We start from the raw sequence: 17,419 nt of genomic DNA, 5'->3' as shown, positions 1-17,419 counted from the left end.
TTGAGCCAGTACAGGCAAGGCTTAGCAGCGTTGGATTTCAATCGAGAAGCCAAACAGTAAATGGGCTAATTTCCCTGTTTGGCGTTTCGATCCAAAAGCCAAACGGATAGTGGTTTTGGCGTATGGGGGTAAAGGCATGGGGAAGTGTGTGCGCGAACACGCGAATGATTGCTCTGTAAAACCAATCGACAAAAACGCCAACTTGGTTTATATTTTTAAAATAATTTTAGTTTTTATAAACCAGAGGTCTGTATGATTGGAGAGCGCATAAAACGAGCCCGTGCAGCCGCTGGCCTGTCGATGCAGGCCTTGGGTGAGCAAGTTGGTATTAGTGCCAACATGGTTAAGAAATACGAGCACGACCAGAGTATGCCTTCGTCGGGGGTCTTACTTAAATTGGCGACGGCTTTGTCGGTTCGTACTGAATACTTCTTTCGCCCAGCACAGGTGACTTTGGGGGAGGTGGAGTATCGTAAAAAAGCCTCAGCTTCAGCTAAGTTGCTAAAGAAGATTGAGTCTGATGTGGTTGACCAAGCCGAACGCTGGTTATCACTTAAAAATGTATGGCCAAACTTCCCGATAGCGAGTTTTAACTACCAGCCCGACGTTCCTGTTGTAAGCACTTTAGACGCAGTAGAGCAGGTTGCCGCCAAAGTCCGTACTGATTGGCAGTTAGGTATGAATCCATTGCCAGACTTAATCGACTTGCTTGAGTCTAAAGGTATTCTGGTGATTGTCAGTAACGTACCCCAAGCCGATAAATTTGATGGGTTACAAGCCAAAATATCAGGGCAGCCAATTGTTGTTGTGTCTTCTCATTGGCCTGGTTGCCGCCAGCGGTTCACATTGGCGCATGAGCTTGGCCACCTTGTTTTACATGGCTTACTCGATGAATCCCTTGACGAAGAGATGGCCTGCAACCGCTTTGCTTCTGCGTTTTTACTGCCCGAAGTTGGCCTTTTTCAGCATCTAGGAGAGCGACGTTCGAACGTAGACCCCAAAGAGCTATATTTCCTGAAACACGAATATGGCTTAAGCATGGCAGCTTGTTTGTATCGCAGTGCCGACCTTGGTGTGATCACCGAAGAGAAAAAACGCCAAATATTTATACAGTTCTCAAAAAACGGTTGGCGAAAGCAAGAGCCTGGGAACCCTTATCCACAAGAACAAACATTATTGTTTGAGCAGTTGGTTTATCGTGCATTGGCAGAGGGAATTGTTAGTGAATCGAAAGCCGCTGAGCTGTTACAGATGTCAGTGATGGCATTGCATAAGCAGCGCCAAATGTTGGCTGAGGCTGTTTAAATGTATTTGTTGATCAGTGATGCCAATATCCTCATTGATCTCGAAGAAGGCCAATTATTAGGCGTCTTTTTCAATTTGCCTTACCAGTTCAAAGTTCCAGATGTGTTATTCCACGAGGAGTTAAGCGATCAACATGGCTATTTACTCGAGTTAGGGTTGTTGTTGGGGGAGTTAAGCCCTGAGTCTATGATGTACTCATTTGAACTGAGGCAAAAGTATGCTGGCCCTAGCATGAACGATTGCTTTGCACTTGCGTTGGCGAAACAAGAACAGTGTCCATTGCTAACTGGGGATATGGCGCTTAGGAAGGCGGCTGAAAAAGAAGCGATATTAGTTCAAGGTACGCTATGGGTTGTTGAGCAGCTCGTCACCCATGGTGTATTGTCAGTTGAAGAAGCTCAAGCTGCCTACGATAAAATGGCAAAAGCTGGTCGTCGCTTACCTTGGGCGCTTGCAAAGCAGCGTTTAACCCAATTATAAACTTTGCATAGCCCCCGATTGCCCCACTCCTTGGGGCAGTTTAATTTCCTCTTATTCACCCTCTAAAGCTCGGCATATCAAGTGTTGCCCCATTGTCCCAACTGCCCACGGTAAGTGCGCAATTGGCTGTCTTGTTAGCTTCGCCTGATGGGCCTTTTCGGCATGCGGCTGCGTTTGCCATCGAAGAAGGCCAATACTCTGAACCAATAGAGTGATTCTTCATACCCCAAGCTGTGCGTTGGACGTGCAGGCGGGATGAGCCCCAGTTTGCGTCCTAGACTGACAATCACGTAGAACGTGAGTTTTAGCGTCAGCCAAGGAGCGAGTACCACGAATACCATCAGGCAATACCGAGTAAATGCGTAGCCTATACCATAAGGCTGTTCGAGTAGGGCAATGCCAATACACCAACCAAGGCCTGCCAGCATGGCGATTGGAAAGGTAATGGGGGCAAGTCGCATCATAAATGGCATGTTAACGCCCTCCTGCGTGCTGTTGCGAATGTGGCTCAAAGTTCACCAGTGGTTCAACCACATCAGCCACGGTTTGATGGGCAATTCGGCGCTCTTCAAAGTAATCGTGGCGGTCGTAGATGCCCTCAACGCCTTTTAGCTTATGGTTAAGACAGCGTTCGGCCACGTTGCCTGCAATGCCTAAACAGGCGGCAAGGCTGCGAAAGGTGCGGCGCAAATCGTGTACGGTGAAGTGTTCAAGTTTGCCCATTTTGTTGGGAGGCTGTTTTTTGCGCCCAGGCTCGCGACCAAAGAGTTTAGAAATGGCCCGGTTTAGCGTATCTGGCCCCATATGTGGACGATGGCTTGCTCGTCTGGCTGGGAAAACATAAGGCGAGCCACAAGCGCGGATTTGCAACTCGTTAAACCAGGCAATAGCTTGGCGTGGTAAGGGAATGCTGATTGGGACGCCAGTTTTACTTCGTTCCTTGGGTAGGTCCCATACGCCCGTGGTTAAATCCATTTCACGCCACATGGCTTCGCACAATTCGCTTTTGCGCACGCCCAACACCAAAAACAGGCAGCAAGCGAGGTAGTTGTCGCGGCCAAAGCTATTGATATGGGTATGAAACACGCTAAAGGCGTAGTGAATTTCCTCTTTGCTAAGCATCCTGTCTTTACTGGACTCCACGCCACCGGCATCGTCCACGGTAAATGCTGCGGCTGGGTTGTTCAGGGTTAAGTCGAGCTTTATCGCATGCCGAAACAGCTGCTTCATGTACATTAAGGTATCGTTGGCTATGGTAGGGCGGTTACTTTCTCGAATGCGTTCCAATACTTCACGTACATGTGTTGGCCGCACTGCTTGGATATGGAGTTGACCAATCACTGGTGCAATCTCTTTGGTAAAAACACGTTTGGGTATATTGGGGTGCTTTAACCGGCGACTTAAATCTTTGGCATACCAGTCTTGAAACAGCTGGCTGACATTTTGGATCTCTGGGATGGTTTCAATAGCGCGAATTGCTAATGGATCTTCACCTTGCTGAAGTTGTAGCTGCATTTTAGACGATTCAAGTCGAGCCTCTGCTAAGGTCATGCTTGGATATTGACCGAGCGTGGCTTCTCGTCGTCCGTTTAGACTGGTATACCTTAGCATCCAATACGGCATGCCAGATTTTCTTACGCAAAAATATAGGCCATTACCATCACTGTATTTTTTATTTGCTGCTGCGGTGCGAGCATAAGACTGCACCTGAGTTGCGGTTAGTTTTGCCATCGTTTGTTACTCTATATTCCTAAGAAATCGTTAAAATTTGCTCACCATTGCCCACCACTGTTTGTTTATCGATTGGTTCGATAGTTGAGTGATTGAACAATCTGCAAGCAGCACGATAAGTGGAGATGGCATAAGGCGGTGGTGAGATAGATGCAAAAATCTGCTCACCAGATACCTTGACTTTTTGCTTATTGAGTCAAAAAAACAGGTCTTGCCCACCATTTTGCCCACCACTTAAACAGCAACTGGTAACGGACATCTGCAAACCGATTTGGACGGGGTAAATAAAAAAGCCCTTTATTTACAAGCAAATAACAGGGCTTTTAAGACATTCTTGGACGGGTAAAAAAACTATTCGATGTTTTGGATCTGCTCTCTCATCTGTTCAATCAACACCTTCAGCTCCACCGCACATTTGGTGGTTTCAGTGACGATGGATTTAGAGGACAGGGTATTTGCTTCACGGTTCATTTCCTGCATCAGGAAGTCCAGGCGACGGCCGATCGGGCCTTTTTGTTTGAGTACCCGGGCGACTTCGGTGACATGAGCGTCCATGCGGTCGATTTCTTCGTCCACATCGGCTTTTTGGGCCAGGATCACGATTTCCTGTTCGATGCGTTGATTGTCGAGTTCTGCGGTGAGTTCTTCCAAACGGTCTTTGAGGTTCTGGCGTTGTTTTTCAAGAATCTCCGGCAGCTTTTCACGAACCTGTGCGGTGATCTCAGAAACAGAAACCAAACGGCTTTCAATGAACTGTTTTAGCTCGCCACCTTCGCGAGCGCGGGTTTCCAGCAGTTCGTCCAGTGCTTTGTTCAACAGGCCGGAGGCATCTTGCAAAATCACCTTACGATCCACTTCCGGCAGTACTTGCACGCCCGGCCAGTTCAAGACGGTGGCAGGGCTGATGGCGCCGTCCTTCGGCAGCAGTTCACCGATTTTACCCAGCGCTGAGACCACTTCCTGCGCCCGCGCCATGTCGACATCAATGGCGGCGTTGGCTTCGGCACTGAGTTGCACTTTCAGTTGTAATTCGACTTTTCCTCGGTTTAATTTCTTACGAACCGTCTCACGAACGATTTGCTCGAGATCGCGATAGCCTTCGGATAATTTTGGGTAAACCTCAAGATAACGATGATTTACTGAGCGCAGTTCCCAAACGATGGTGCCCCAGTCAAATGTACCCTCAGCTCGGGCGAAGGCGGTCATACTTCGAGTCATATTAAATCCTTGAAAAGTGTCTGTGCTGAATTGTAGCGGTTTTCAGCCGTCAGGTCAGGTTTGTTCACATCGGATTAATGGTTGAAGTTGAGGGCCGTACCTTTGCTATAATGTCGAATCCATTTTTTATCTCATTTATTTAGGAATCTTGTATGCGCCCAAGTGGACGAAGCACAGACCAACTCAGAGAAGTCAAAATCACTCGTAATTTTACTCGTCATGCCGAAGGCTCGGTGTTGGTTGAATTTGGTGATACAAAAGTCATTTGTACTGCCAGTGTGGAGTCTCGTGTTCCTGGTTTTCTGAAAGGCAAAGGACAGGGTTGGGTCACGGCAGAATACGGAATGCTGCCACGCTCTACGGGCAGCCGTATGATCCGTGAAGCAGCAAAAGGCAAGCAAAGTGGCCGGACGGTTGAAATCTCCCGTTTGATCGGTCGTTCATTACGCGCCGCAATTGATCTGGAAGTGTTGGGTGAAAACTCGATCACCATCGATTGTGATGTGATTCAGGCGGATGGCGGCACTCGTACAGCGTCCATCACGGGTGCTTGTGTGGCGATGGTCGATGCCGTCAATCACATGCTGAAAGAAGGCATGATCAAGAAAAACCCAATCAAGCAAATGATTGCTGCGATCTCTGTGGGCGTTTATGAAGATCACGCAGTGCTGGATCTGGATTATCCGGAAGATTCCAACGCAGAAACCGACATGAACGTGATCATGGCGGAAGACGGCGGTTTCGTTGAAATTCAGGGCACCGCAGAAGGCGCTCCGTTCAGCGGTGATCAACTGACCGCTATGTTGGATCTTGCCAAAAAAGGCATTGCCGAAATCATCGAGATTCAGCGTCAGGCGTTGGATCAGGCATAAAGCAACTTAGCTTGCTGATCTGGAGTTGGTTTTCCGGCTCCAGAGCCACACTTATTCTTTTCTTAAATCGCTCTGTTCATCCCATTAAGCGTTAAAATGATCCACCCCGTGCATCAATCCCGATCACAAACCCTGATCACTTGAACTACACTTTCCTGAACAACATTTCATTAAACTTTCAAACCCGTTCGGCCGATAACCTGTTAACGCGTATGACCATTGGCAAATCATTGATCCGATGAAATGTGTGTACTTTGATTTTTAGAACCACAGTTTATAGGCAGTATATGACTGAACCTTTGCGCATTGGCATCTCTCTTTCGATACTCTTCGTTATCATTGCCCTTGCCGCGACCGTCACAACGAGCCACTTTCAATCCGAGCTTATATCTGACCAACTAACGCAAAACAACCGGCAGGCACAGCATCATTTCGACAGCCAAATCATCAAACAACTGGATCAGCGCTTAAGTCTTCTGACTGAAACGGCAAACGAGTTAGCTGGCCAGACCTGGACCGCCGATGCGTTAACCCATTTTGAAATGGGCGTATCCTTTCTCAACAATATGCCCCTGACGCCCGATCAGCACCTGGATGTTTATTATCAGCGCGAAAAAGCGTCGTTGTTCGCAGGCCAGAGCGTCAGTCAAAACCAGTGGTTCAGTAGTTTGGACGACATCGCCAAACAAATGCAGATTCGGTATTTGGCAGGCAATAAGTTTTCCGCTCCCGAAGCCATTGAATTCGAAGGGCCAGACAACGACGATGATTACGACCGTGTTCATCGCACCTTTCATCCCGCGTTTCAACGCATCGTGAAGCTGTCTGGCGCCAGTGATTTATTATTGGCGGATAAAGACCTGAGAATCATTTATTCCACCAGCAAGCGCATTGATCTGGGCACTAACCTCAAAACCTTACCAACCGAGGCAAACAACCTTGCGGAATACGTCCAGACCACACTGAGAAAACAACAAAACCTGAAAACCCATTATTTGGGGTTTGGCCCTTACTTACCTGCCAATCAGCCACAAGCCTTCGTCATGACCAAAATAGAGCAGAACAGAACCACACTGGGCTATTTGATCATCGGCGTTGCCATCGACAATCTGCAACAGACGATTCTCACGAACCCAATGCCCAATCGGACATACCATTTAAACCTGTCCTCAGCAGAGGACGAGCAAGCGCTCAAGCATTACAAACCCTGGCGGCTGAGCCTCAGCGTCGATCAAGCCTCGTCGAAAATCCCTGACGGAAGCAACCTGCTGACCTGGCTCATCTTATTGCCAAGCTTCAGCGGGTGTCTGCTACTTGCACTGTATTTCGTCCGGAAACGAGCGATGACTGATCCGGTCAGCAACCTCTCAGGTGTCGTCAAAAATACCGAAAGCACCGACCATGATGAGCACCCTGCGCAAAGTGCACTGTCAGTGGAAGATATGGCACAACTTCGGGAGGCCAGACAACAGATTGAGGCCGCCAGCCTCAACCACCAGGCACCGGAGCAGACACAAAATGCCCTGTTGTCCAAATCCAGAAGCGACATCAGGCGAAACCTGGAACAGCTACATCAGGTTTTAACTGAGTTCCAACACGAACAGAACGCACTGGTAAACCAACTGGCAGAAAACCATCAGAGCCAAGCCGAGCAGCAGGCGCAGCTCAATACCCAGCTGAACGAGTTTGATTTCTCCAATGCCTGGAATGCCATTCTGAACCCAACCTCCGGCATGGAAACCGAGCTGAAAAGCATTCAGGAAATAGCCGACCAAACCAACTTACTCGCATTAAATGCTGCCATTGAGGCCGCAAGAGCCGGGGATCAGGGCCGGGGCTTTGCCGTCGTTGCAGACGAAGTCCGGAAGCTGGCACATAAATCTCAGGAAGCCTCGTTGACGATCGAAAATCACATCAAACAATTGCGCACCGCCACCAACCAAGTGGATACCACCATTACTTCACAATTGGCTGAATTGCAGACTTCGGTAAGCAACCACTCACAGCAGCCAATGGAATTCTCCACGGCGGTGTTTCATGATGTATTTTCATTAATCAAAGAATTAGAGGTCTTAGCGGATGAAATTGAGCACCTCGCCGACGACCATAACCTCTCAAGGCCCGTTATCGAACGCACGTTTACGGCCATTCTCGATGTAATCGAACGTATAATTCCTAAGGAATAGCGGATTAATCTTGTGGATATAGTCTAAACTAGGTTAAGTTAATTTTTTTTGATCAAGGTATGATCATTTGTAGTTGTTGGAGCCACTATGTCGATTGCAGCCTCATTAAAGCTGTTACTAACTAAAAACCAGATTGAATACGTTATTGAAGAAAAACTGCAAAACCTGGACGGATTCTCTCAAAAAAGATCAACATTAAGCCACTGCACCCGATCCACGGTACTGATGGATCAAGTCGGCAAAGTTCAGGTAATTACTCCCTACAACAGTTTTCTAGACCTGACTCTGCTCAATAACGTCATTGGCCGACAACTCTCTCCGGCCAAGCCTGATACCGTCGCCAGAATGTGTGAAACCATCAATGTGGAAACCCTGCCGGCGGTGCCTGCGTTAACCCGGCTGGACGTGATCATTGATAAAAATTTGCTTGAACTGCCATTCATTTACATTGAATCAGGAAAAGACGGCCATTGGATTAAAATGGACACCAAAGATTTCCTGAAACTGTGTCCGAAAGCGCGTCCGGAAAACATCAGCACCCCGATCGATATTCGTCACATTGGTGAAATGAATACCACCACAGAAGAAGACAGGGAAACCATCTCTCAGGCGGTGATTGCATTTAACCCGACGCGGATGAAGCAGCGCCTCGAAGAGACCATGGAAATTCCGCCTTTACCGACGTCCGCTCAACAAATCATTCGTTTACGATCAGACCCAAGCGCCGACATCGACAAGCTCACCAACATCATTGAAACCGATCCGAGCTTAGCCGCTCAAATCGTCAGCTGGGCATCATCGCCCATTTATAACCCTCCGGGCACAGTACGCTCCGTACACGACGCCTGCATGCGGGTACTTGGTTTTGATATGGTGCTCAACCTGTCTCTCGGTTTAGCGTTAGGTCGCACCTTGCCTTTGCCGAAAGAAGGGCCGAATGGTTATACCCCCTTCTGGTACGAATCGGTGTTCGTGGCGGCGTCCATTGGCGGTTTGGTGGCCGCGATCTCTCGCGAAAAACGGCCGTCGTTCGGCCTCAGCTACCTGACCGGCTTACTGCATGAAATCGGTTATTTGGTGCTGGCTTATGTGTTTCCTCCGCATTTCGATCGCTTGTGTCGTCACCTTGAAGTGAATAAACATTTACCGGACGTGGCCATTGATAATCAGGTTATGAAAGTGAACCGCTATCAAGTCGGCAGCTGGTTAATGAACTACTGGCAAATGCCCACAGAAATCTGCGTAGGTTTAAAACACCAGTTAAACCCGGATTACGATGGCAAGTTTCACGCTTACGCCAACCTCATTTATCTGGCCAAGGCGGAGTTGAAGAAACGGGGCATCGGAAATGCGACAACGTCTTATGTCCCGGAATCACTCTATGATAGACTCGGTCTCGATCCGGAGACAGTGACTGAAATCATCGACAAGGTGATCGAGTCCAGTTCAGACCTGAAAAATATGGCTCAGGCTCTGATGCGCTGATACCGAACTTTTATTGAGAACCCCAGACCAGAGATGTAATCGGTCCCGATGTCAGAAGATAAACGAATTTACTTCCTGCTCAGTCAGGCACAACACAAAATGAGCCTGCAGGTCGATCGGGCATTGATGCAGGTCGCTGGTATTTCAGGGCCTCAGGCCGGTGCGTTGTTTTACCTGGAAAAACACGACGGTTGTCAGCAAAAAGACATGGCCGAAGGCCTGAAGCTGGACACGTCCGCCATCACAGGTATGGTGGAACGACTCACCAAAAAAGGGCTGATCGCCAAACAGCGTTCCGAAAAAGACAAACGCGCTTTTACCTTACATCTCACCGAAGAGGGCCGCGATGCCCTGTCCAACGTGCAACCGATGCTGGATCAGTTCAACCAGCACATGCTGGACAAATTCGGCAAAGAAAAGCTCAATCACTTTTGTCAGGTGTTAACCGAGCTTATGTCGCTGGGTCAGAAAGGTTGTTTTTCAGTACCAGCCGCTGATAATGAAGATCCATCGCCTTTTCAATCGTAGCCAGTAGCTTTTGATAACGGGCGCTTTCGTAAAACACCAAGGCATCCCGAATTTCTTCATCGCTGATGTTCTTTAGCAGGAACGTCAGCAAATCAATCGATTGCCGGTAGCTCTCTGCTTGCAGATCGCTGTCGCTTTGATCGAGTTCCAGCCGCAACCACCGATTGATCGCTTTTTTGGCGTCGGAATGCATGGCGCCCCCGTCCGGAAACATCCAGGCTTCCACCTGGCTGACCATATAACGACTGACAAACCCTTGATTCAGCTGGCGTAACCTGGCTCTGAGCCGAGACAAGCCATAGGCGGTATCCAGACGTTCGACCAGATAGCGACGGGTTTCCCGCATGCGAACCCACATCAGCCGTTTGATGTAGGCTTCCATTTGTTGTTGATCGACATCCTGGGCGGTTGTAAGCGCATTGGTCACTAACGCGTGACTGGCCAGCGAAGCATTTTGATGCAACGCATTCAACTCTTCACCCGACAACTGACGCCGACTGTAACGAACCAGATAGCGGTCGAGACGGGCTTCGTTGACGACACCAAAACCGGCCATATACACCTTATAGGTAGGCGCATCGTTGATGGTCAACAACAGGTTGGCCCAGCTTTCCAGCTGGCCGTGCATTTCCGAGACCACCAGAGACACCGGCGTCACTGAAAGCACCTCCTTGGTCTGGCATAACCGATCACACGCCTGCGTGCCGTCCGGTTTAGCAGCCTGACTCCAAACCACTAAAACGACCACCGATAATAATCGTAATACACTCAACCTATACAACATGAAGCACTAGACTTTCTGTTAGAAAATTCAGACAACAAAAAGCCGGGCTGACCCGGCTTTTTCAAATAAAGCAGAGGCTAGTTTACAGCTTCTTTCAATGCTTTACCCGGTTTGAAAGCAACGTAGTTGCTCGCAGGAATTTTGATCGCTTCACCCGTTTGCGGGTTTTTACCTGTCCGTTCATTACGACGGCGAGTTTCGAATGTACCAAAGCCAATCAACTGAACCGCATTACCACCACTGACAGCACGGGTGATTTCATCGGTCAAAGCAGTTAAAACTTCATTGGCTTTTGTTTTGGATAGTCCAGCAGATTCTGCAATTGCAGCAGCTAATTCTGGCTTACGCATATATTTCCCTTCTTTATTGTTATCAAAGTAAACTTGATCATTCAGATCAGTATTTCTGATTACACTCTATTATTAATAGAATGTATAGAGACTAGAACAAAAAGCTTTTAATGCCAGAAAAAACCGAAGAAATCCCATAACCATGGGCTTATTTGACAGATTGATGACAAAAAAAGGGAGCTCTTTCACAAGATCTCCCTTTTTTTAATGAGCAAAACTCAGAAATACGACTTACGTCAAAAGCGGTGGCAATGCCTTGGACAAAGCCAGTTTATCCACAACTTTCGCGCCCGTCAGCACAAACCCTTTCAGTTGGCCTTCCGCGTCTTTGAACAAGCAACTCAGATCCTGGCCTTCGCCTTCGATCTGCCATTCGCCATTCTGATCTGCAGGGGCAGCAATTACCGTCGGACAAGCCGGGGTTTTAACCACAACCGGCATCGCGCCGTATTGCACCTCGGTCGGGGTGCCTGTCAACGTTTTTGCAAGCGCACGAGCGGAACTCATCAAAGGTAAGACGTACAGCAACACCAGACCGTCAACTTCGGCACAATCGCCCAGCGCATATACATCCGGCACCGACGTCTGCAACAAGCGATCCACCGAGATGCCTTTCTGATGGGCAAGACCGGCTTTACTGGCCAGTTCCACGTTTGGTGTTAAACCCACCGCTGAAATGACCAAGTCCGTTTCGATTTCCTCACCATTGGACAAACACAGCTTCACGCCGTCGTCCTGCTTCACCACTCGGTGCGCTAATGCGCCCAAGTGGAAACGAACGCCAATCTCTTCCAACCCGGCCTGAACCACCTTGGCTGGCGTTTCCGGCAACATCGACGGCAATACCGTCTGGCTCGGGGCGATCACATCCACTTCATAACCACCGTTACGAAGGTCATTGGCAAATTCACAACCAATCAAACCGGCACCGACAATGGCAACGCGTTGCTTACCAATTGCGGCCTGTCGAAAACGGTCGTAATCTTCGAGATCATTGATGGAGTACACCTGATCCGTACCATCACCTTCCAGCGGAGCTTTGTGGGTCTTAGCACCAACCGCCAGGATCAACTTACTGTACGCCAGCGTTTCATCCCCTAATTGAAGGGTATGTGCTTCCGTATCAATGCCGGTAACCGTTGCTTTGGTACGAATAGACGCCTTCAGCTGTGTTGCCATGTCACCCGCATTTGCCAACGCCAATGCCGCCGCTGTTTTATCTTTAGTAAAACCAGCCGACAACATCGGCTTAGAATACTGACGACCATCGTCATGCGTGATGATGAGCAACGGCGTTTCTGAATCTAATTTTCGGAATTCCTTGGCCAGGTTGTAACCCGCCAGTCCAGAACCCAAAATTACGATTGGTTTGTCTGTATTATCTGTCATTCAGTATCCCTTAGATTATTATCTCTACGTCCCATCGCCATTTTGTTTGGTCAATAGGGGGTACATAAAAAAGCAAGGACACATTGCGCTTTTGGCGACTATCCGTTGTGTCTGAGATTCCGCTAAGGATGGCTACGATATCTCAATCATTTCGAAATCTTCTTTACCGACTCCGCAATCTGGACATTCCCAATCGTCCGGTACATCTTCCCATCGGGTGCCAGGTGTTATCCCTTCTTCCGGATACCCCAGCGCCTCGTCGTAAACCCAACCACACACGACACATTGCCATTTTTTCATGGTACGTCCTCAAACTTATGTTGTTTTTTATCTGTTTATCTGAGAGCCTGTGCCAATTTCCTGAGTGCAAGCTGAGTAAACGCTCGGCAATATATCACTAGAAATTGGTATACGCATTCTAAATTATTAACTATTGTTAGACAATCCTACAATATACCGCCAGCTTCAACAGGCATTTCAGACCGACCAACCGTCACCTGAATCGTCGTAAATTCAGACAGGCCAATGAAAAAGAACTTACCTCATATACACCGTTGGACATCAGCCTATAAGAAATATTCCCCGATCTTATCCGTCGAGCAAAAAAACTGGTTGCTGGATCGCGGCTCGCTGACGCGTCGATTGATGGGCTGTAGCCAACACAGTTTCCGGGTAAATGTGGTATGTGAAGGCGTAGCCAGGATGCTCCAGCACGAGAAACAAGTGTTGAACAACCCATCCGATTGCGGCTGGGTTCGTGAAGTGGAATTAATCGTCGATGGCCAGGTCTGGGTATTTGCACGCAGCGTTGTGCCTTTATCCACACTCACAGGGCCAGACCTGAAGTTAAGATATCTGGGCAATAAACCCCTTGGCCACTTTTTATTCAGTAGCCCCCGATATCAGCGCAGTCAGTTTCAAATAGGCCGGATACTCAATTCTGATAAAGAACTTCTGTGGGGACGAAGATCCATTTTTACCTGTTCACACAGCCATAAATCCTTATTGGTCAGTGAAACCTTCCTGCCCGTTGTGTTTTCCGGTTAATCCTCCTAGTATTCAGGCTTCAACATGGAGCCAACCGAAAGATAACGGAAATCATGCCAAAACTCAGTGCCCACATAAAACAACAGCTTCCGGATTACACCCGCTTAATGCGTCTTGATAAACCCATCGGCATTTTATTGCTGTTATGGCCGACGCTATGGGCATTATGGGTTGCCGCTGACGGCTTCCCCCAGCTGAGTAATCTGGTCATTTTTGTTTTGGGTGTGGTGTTGATGCGATCGGCCGGCTGTGTAATCAACGATTACGCCGACCGGGATTTTGACCTTCATGTACGACGAACCAAAGAGCGGCCGTTGACGTCTGGCCGGGTGACCGCCAAAGAAGCACTCTGTTTATTCGGTGCGCTGGTGTTTATTTCTTTTATTCTGGTGCTGTTCACCAATAAAGAAACCATTTATATGTCATTTGGCGCAGTGTTTCTGGCGTCCCTTTATCCGTTCATGAAACGCTTTACCTACTTTCCACAGGTATTTTTAGGGGCCGCTTTTGGCTGGGCCGTACCGATGGCATTCACCGCAGAAACCGGCACCGTGATTGAAGAAACCTGGTTACTTTATATAGCTACATTACTTTGGACGATTGCTTACGACACGCAATACGCCATGGTGGACCGGGAAGACGACCTAAAAGTCGGCATTAAATCCACGGCCATTTTGTTTGGCGAAATGGACAATATCGCCATCATCAGTCTTCAGGTACTGACGATGATCACCTTGCTGCTGATGGGGCAACAGCTCTCAGCCGGGGTCGCTTATTACCTAGGTTTGGCAGTCGCCGCCGGCTTATTTGGTTACCAGTATGTCCTTACCCAACACCGCAACCCGGACATGTGTTTTAAAGCATTTCTGAACAACCACTGGGTAGGCACTGCAGTCTTCAGTGGCATTCTGGTGGATTCCTTTTTTTAGCAAATCCGCCTCTGTCACACGCAGACGGTCGAAAACCTGTCATACTTTTGTAACAAAAGTGTCTTCTAATAAGACTGTCTTTTAACAACCACACTAACAGGCAAAAGTGATGGCGGGAAAAAAAGTTCTTATTGTTGATGATGAAGCGCCTATCCGTGAAATGATCATGGTCGCTCTGGAAATGGCAGGTTATGACTGTCTGGAAGCAGAGCATACGCAGGAAGCCCACTCAATCATCGTAGATCAGCAACCGGATTTAATTTTATTAGACTGGATGCTACCAGGTGCGTCAGGGATTGAATTTGCACGTCGCCTTAAGAAAGATGAGCTGACAGCAGATGTACCTATCATCATGCTGACCGCAAAAAGCGAAGAGGACAATAAAATTCAGGGCCTTGAAGCGGGTGCGGACGATTACATCACCAAACCGTTTTCTCCAAGAGAATTGGTGGCTCGTCTCAAAGCGGTCTTGCGTCGAACCACCCCACAGGGCATTGAAGAAACCATCGAGGTCAATGGCCTTGAGCTGAACCCGGTTTCCCATCGCATCATCGCCAATGGTGATGCTGTGGATATGGGGCCAACCGAGTTCCGACTGCTGCAGTTTTTCATGACTCATCAGGAGCGCGCCTATTCCAGAAGCCAACTGCTGGATCATGTCTGGGGTGGCAACGTTTATGTCGAAGAGCGTACGGTGGATGTTCACATTCGTCGCTTACGTAAAGCGCTGACTGAAACCGGTCATGATAATTTGATCCAAACCGTTCGTGGCACAGGTTATCGCTTTTCCACAAATGCGGCATAGAGTAAGCTGTTGCAGCATGACCTCATTCAGAAACGCAGCCTTTGAGGCTGCGTTTCTGATATGAATCCCTGTATTTTATTATCTTGCCTAGGTAAGGAAGCTGAGTGTTAAGTAATTGGTACATTGAATTACAGCGCGTGACCTTATTGGTGCTGGCCACCACCCTCATTGGTTATTTATTCGGTTATCCCGTCGTGGGCCTGATTCTCGGCCTGATCGCTTACGTGGTCTGGACCATACGCCAAATGTCACGGCTTGAATCCTGGCTGCAACATCAGGAACTCGACAAGTTACCGTTAAGTGAAGGTCTGTGGGGAAGATTATTTGACTCCATTTACCGTCAGGAGCGTGATCACCAAACGGCCAAACGCAAACTTCAGACCATCATCAACCGAATACAACAATCCACTTCTGCGCTGCAGGACGCCGTCATCATGGTCGAAAGCGATGGCACTTTGGAGTGGTGGAACCGCTCAACCGAAGCCTTATTAGGCTTCAGAACACCGGTGGACGGTGGTCAGCACATCACCAACCTGATCCGCGACCCGGACTTTGTGGAATACTTCGAACTCGGTGATTACACCACGCCGTTAACGCTCAACAGCCCGATCAATCAAAGCGTTGCCCTGGAAATGACCATCACCCCATTTGGGAACGATGAACGCCTGATTACCGCGCGGGACATCACTCACATTGAACACCTGGAACGCATGCGCAAAGATTTCGTGGCTAACGTCAGTCATGAATTAAAAACCCCGCTGACGGTGTTAATCGGCTACCTTGAAACGCTGATTGATTACTCGGACGAAAGCGACAACCGCTGGTTACGCATCTACCATCAGATGCAGTCCCAGGCCGTTCGGATGCAAGATCTGGTGCATGATCTTCTAATTCTGACCCGTCTGGAAACCACCGAAATCAATGTGAAAGAGCAACCGGTGAACCTCAAGCAACTGCTGGAGCACTTAGCCGCAGAAGCCCGCTCTTTCAGCAACGGTCGCCATGAAATTCAGATTTCGGCGATCGATATTGAAATTGACGGCTGTTACGACGAACTGAGCAGCGCCTTCAGTAACCTGATCTTCAATGCGGTGAAATACACACCTGAAGGCGGCCGGGTAGACATCACCGGTTACCGCGACAAAACCAGTATCCGGGTGGATGTCATCGACAACGGCCCCGGCATCGATCAAAAACACATCCCACACCTGACCGAACGCTTCTACCGTGTGGATGCCAGCCGCAAATCAGACACCGGCGGTACGGGACTGGGATTAGCCATCACCAAACATATTCTGATGCGCCACAACGGCCACTTATTGATTGAAAGTAAATTAGGGTACGGCAGTAAATTCAGCTGTGAATTTCCGCTGTCAGTGCTTAGCTCTGGTTTGCCCGATCCGTCAAACTGACTCCGGAAGGCAAGCTGACATCAATGGCCACCGGCAGGTGATCTGAGATCGGATGATCCAAAACATCAATGGCGTGTGTTCTTAAATTAGGGCTGATCAGAATATGATCCAGCCCGCGCTGAGGCGCCCAGCTGGGAAAAGTGCTGATGCCATCGGTGGCTAGCGCCAGCGAGGTTTCTTTCAACGGGGAATCATCCAATAACCGCTCCGCATGGCAGTTCAAATCCCCCATCAACACCACATACTTGTACTTCTCGATCTGTTCTTTCACGTAGGCCAGCTGATTCATTTGTGCCCGTTGGGACAAAGACAAATGCATCATCACCACCAACAGCGGCTCATCGGTAGTGGTTTGATATTCAATGAACATGGCACCCCGGCCAGGAATCAATGAAGGCAAAACATGATTATTCACACTGGTTGGGATGATCCGGCTCAAAACACCATTGCCGTGTTGAGCCAGTAGCCCGAAATCACGATTCAGCTGCTGATGCCAAAACGAGAATTTGCCTTTTTCAGCCAGGTATTTCACCTGATTCACAAAACCGCTTCTCAGGCTCCCACCGTCGGCCTCCTGCAACGCCACCACATCAAAATGGGACAACACATCGGAGATTCGATCCATGTTATCAATGCGTTCAGAGTGGGGCAGGACGTGTTGCCAACTGCGGGTCAGATAATGAAGATAACGGCCAACGGAATTGCCGACCTGGATATTAAACGAGATCAACCGAACGTGTTCTAACCCATCATCTTCAATGATGGGCAGATACTTTTGAGCGGGGTATTCAATCGGGGCTTGAACTTCAGACCGATTCAGGGAAAGAGATCGCAATTCATCGATTGCATCCCTTACCTGTTCTACTCGTTTCTTAACCCGTTCAAGCATTGGAGAATC

The 17,419-nt window shown here is 48.6% G+C and carries 18 protein-coding genes; 10 read left to right on the top strand and 8 right to left on the bottom strand.

The window, feature by feature from the left end; all coding sequences use genetic code 11:
* Nucleotides 1-252 precede the first annotated feature (252 nt).
* On the top strand, nt 253-1,305 hold the full coding sequence (locus tag ABD744_RS22010) for a helix-turn-helix domain-containing protein (protein WP_036188605.1): 1,053 nt from the start codon (nt 253-255) through the stop codon (nt 1,303-1,305).
* Nucleotides 1,306-1,785 (top strand): PIN domain-containing protein, encoded by a 480-nt coding sequence (locus ABD744_RS22005; protein ID WP_095500538.1) that lies wholly within the window; start codon nt 1,306-1,308, stop codon nt 1,783-1,785.
* 134 nt (nt 1,786-1,919) lie between these two features.
* Here the strand turns inward: ABD744_RS22005 and ABD744_RS22000 are convergent, their stop codons facing one another.
* From ABD744_RS22000 to ABD744_RS21990, 3 genes are all read right to left on the bottom strand, one after another.
* Nucleotides 1,920-2,246: a hypothetical protein gene (locus ABD744_RS22000; RefSeq protein WP_344800767.1), complete on the bottom strand. Its 327-nt coding sequence runs from the start codon at nt 2,244-2,246 to the stop codon at nt 1,920-1,922.
* Nucleotides 2,247-2,259: 13 nt separating this feature from the next.
* Complete coding sequence (locus tag ABD744_RS21995; protein WP_344800766.1) at nt 2,260-3,516, bottom strand: tyrosine-type recombinase/integrase; 1,257 nt, start codon at nt 3,514-3,516, stop codon at nt 2,260-2,262.
* Between the two features lie 351 nt (nt 3,517-3,867).
* A complete protein-coding gene (locus ABD744_RS21990) occupies nt 3,868-4,734 on the bottom strand; it encodes a YicC/YloC family endoribonuclease (protein WP_344800765.1) in 867 nt (288 codons plus the stop codon).
* Nucleotides 4,735-4,886: 152 nt separating this feature from the next.
* On the opposite strand from ABD744_RS21990, the gene rph reads away from it, so the two are divergent.
* From rph to ABD744_RS21970, 4 genes are all read left to right on the top strand, one after another.
* The gene (gene rph / locus ABD744_RS21985; RefSeq protein WP_344800764.1) at nt 4,887-5,606 is read left to right on the top strand and encodes a ribonuclease PH; all 720 of its coding nucleotides are present in this window, start codon (nt 4,887-4,889) and stop codon (nt 5,604-5,606) included.
* Nucleotides 5,607-5,893: 287 nt separating this feature from the next.
* On the top strand, nt 5,894-7,792 hold the full coding sequence (locus ABD744_RS21980) for a methyl-accepting chemotaxis protein (protein WP_344800763.1): 1,899 nt from the start codon (nt 5,894-5,896) through the stop codon (nt 7,790-7,792).
* 87 nt (nt 7,793-7,879) lie between these two features.
* The gene (locus tag ABD744_RS21975; RefSeq protein WP_344800762.1) at nt 7,880-9,277 is read left to right on the top strand and encodes an aminoacyl-tRNA deacylase and HDOD domain-containing protein; all 1,398 of its coding nucleotides are present in this window, start codon (nt 7,880-7,882) and stop codon (nt 9,275-9,277) included.
* A gap of 48 nt (nt 9,278-9,325) precedes the next feature.
* Nucleotides 9,326-9,805 (top strand): MarR family winged helix-turn-helix transcriptional regulator, encoded by a 480-nt coding sequence (locus ABD744_RS21970; RefSeq protein WP_344800761.1) that lies wholly within the window; start codon nt 9,326-9,328, stop codon nt 9,803-9,805.
* On the opposite strand, the gene ABD744_RS21965 is transcribed toward ABD744_RS21970, so the two are convergent.
* The 4 genes from ABD744_RS21965 to ABD744_RS21950 all read right to left on the bottom strand — a co-directional run bounded on the left by ABD744_RS21965 (nt 9,729) and on the right by ABD744_RS21950 (nt 12,628).
* Nucleotides 9,729-10,589 (bottom strand): hypothetical protein, encoded by an 861-nt coding sequence (locus tag ABD744_RS21965; RefSeq protein WP_344800760.1) that lies wholly within the window; start codon nt 10,587-10,589, stop codon nt 9,729-9,731. The two genes, ABD744_RS21970 and ABD744_RS21965, sit on opposite strands and share 77 nt — an antisense overlap.
* A gap of 77 nt (nt 10,590-10,666) precedes the next feature.
* Complete coding sequence (locus tag ABD744_RS21960; RefSeq protein WP_344800990.1) at nt 10,667-10,984, bottom strand: HU family DNA-binding protein; 318 nt, start codon at nt 10,982-10,984, stop codon at nt 10,667-10,669.
* Between the two features lie 186 nt (nt 10,985-11,170).
* Nucleotides 11,171-12,328 carry an NAD(P)/FAD-dependent oxidoreductase gene (locus tag ABD744_RS21955; RefSeq protein ID WP_344800759.1) on the bottom strand — a complete coding sequence of 386 codons (1,158 nt, stop codon included), beginning with the start codon at nt 12,326-12,328 and terminating at the stop codon, nt 11,171-11,173.
* 132 nt (nt 12,329-12,460) lie between these two features.
* Nucleotides 12,461-12,628: a rubredoxin gene (locus tag ABD744_RS21950; protein ID WP_344800758.1), complete on the bottom strand. Its 168-nt coding sequence runs from the start codon at nt 12,626-12,628 to the stop codon at nt 12,461-12,463.
* 225 nt (nt 12,629-12,853) lie between these two features.
* Between ABD744_RS21950 and ABD744_RS21945 the strand changes: the two genes are divergently transcribed.
* From ABD744_RS21945 to phoR, 4 genes are all read left to right on the top strand, one after another.
* Nucleotides 12,854-13,375 carry a chorismate--pyruvate lyase family protein gene (locus ABD744_RS21945; RefSeq protein ID WP_344800757.1) on the top strand — a complete coding sequence of 174 codons (522 nt, stop codon included), beginning with the start codon at nt 12,854-12,856 and terminating at the stop codon, nt 13,373-13,375.
* Between the two features lie 53 nt (nt 13,376-13,428).
* Nucleotides 13,429-14,304, top strand: a complete 876-nt coding sequence (gene ubiA / locus ABD744_RS21940) for a 4-hydroxybenzoate octaprenyltransferase (protein WP_344800756.1) — start codon at nt 13,429-13,431, stop codon at nt 14,302-14,304.
* 109 nt (nt 14,305-14,413) lie between these two features.
* A complete protein-coding gene (gene phoB / locus ABD744_RS21935; protein WP_344800755.1) occupies nt 14,414-15,109 on the top strand; it encodes a phosphate regulon transcriptional regulator PhoB in 696 nt (231 codons plus the stop codon).
* 104 nt (nt 15,110-15,213) lie between these two features.
* Complete coding sequence (gene phoR, locus ABD744_RS21930; RefSeq protein WP_344800754.1) at nt 15,214-16,521, top strand: phosphate regulon sensor histidine kinase PhoR; 1,308 nt, start codon at nt 15,214-15,216, stop codon at nt 16,519-16,521.
* Here phoR and ABD744_RS21925 read toward each other — a convergent pair.
* Entirely contained in the window at nt 16,490-17,410 is a 921-nt protein-coding gene (locus ABD744_RS21925) for an endonuclease/exonuclease/phosphatase family protein (RefSeq protein WP_344800753.1), read from the bottom strand. The genes phoR and ABD744_RS21925 overlap by 32 nt on opposite strands.
* Nucleotides 17,411-17,419 lie beyond the last annotated feature (9 nt).

The organism is Litoribacillus peritrichatus (assembly GCF_039537985.1).
GTDB lineage: Bacteria > Pseudomonadota > Gammaproteobacteria > Pseudomonadales > Litoribrevibacteraceae > Litoribacillus > Litoribacillus peritrichatus.
The sequence above is the reverse complement of the archived record's forward strand: the minus strand, read 5'-3'. Positions and strand labels throughout refer to the sequence as shown.

Coding starts and splice junctions, on each gene's coding strand:
- ABD744_RS22005 (WP_095500538.1), top strand. CDS start 1,306: ATGTATTTGTTGATCAGTGATGCCAATATCCTCATTGATCTCGAAGAA.
- ABD744_RS21990 (WP_344800765.1), bottom strand. CDS start 4,734: ATGACTCGAAGTATGACCGCCTTCGCCCGAGCTGAGGGTACATTTGAC.
- ABD744_RS21965 (WP_344800760.1), bottom strand. CDS start 10,589: ATGTTGTATAGGTTGAGTGTATTACGATTATTATCGGTGGTCGTTTTA.
- ubiA (WP_344800756.1), top strand. CDS start 13,429: ATGCCAAAACTCAGTGCCCACATAAAACAACAGCTTCCGGATTACACC.
- ABD744_RS21995 (WP_344800766.1), bottom strand. CDS start 3,516: ATGGCAAAACTAACCGCAACTCAGGTGCAGTCTTATGCTCGCACCGCA.
- ABD744_RS22000 (WP_344800767.1), bottom strand. CDS start 2,246: ATGCGACTTGCCCCCATTACCTTTCCAATCGCCATGCTGGCAGGCCTT.
- ABD744_RS21945 (WP_344800757.1), top strand. CDS start 12,854: ATGAAAAAGAACTTACCTCATATACACCGTTGGACATCAGCCTATAAG.
- ABD744_RS22010 (WP_036188605.1), top strand. CDS start 253: ATGATTGGAGAGCGCATAAAACGAGCCCGTGCAGCCGCTGGCCTGTCG.
- ABD744_RS21925 (WP_344800753.1), bottom strand. CDS start 17,410: ATGCTTGAACGGGTTAAGAAACGAGTAGAACAGGTAAGGGATGCAATC.
- ABD744_RS21970 (WP_344800761.1), top strand. CDS start 9,326: ATGTCAGAAGATAAACGAATTTACTTCCTGCTCAGTCAGGCACAACAC.
- ABD744_RS21980 (WP_344800763.1), top strand. CDS start 5,894: ATGACTGAACCTTTGCGCATTGGCATCTCTCTTTCGATACTCTTCGTT.
- phoB (WP_344800755.1), top strand. CDS start 14,414: ATGGCGGGAAAAAAAGTTCTTATTGTTGATGATGAAGCGCCTATCCGT.
- rph (WP_344800764.1), top strand. CDS start 4,887: ATGCGCCCAAGTGGACGAAGCACAGACCAACTCAGAGAAGTCAAAATC.
- ABD744_RS21955 (WP_344800759.1), bottom strand. CDS start 12,328: ATGACAGATAATACAGACAAACCAATCGTAATTTTGGGTTCTGGACTG.
- ABD744_RS21950 (WP_344800758.1), bottom strand. CDS start 12,628: ATGAAAAAATGGCAATGTGTCGTGTGTGGTTGGGTTTACGACGAGGCG.
- ABD744_RS21975 (WP_344800762.1), top strand. CDS start 7,880: ATGTCGATTGCAGCCTCATTAAAGCTGTTACTAACTAAAAACCAGATT.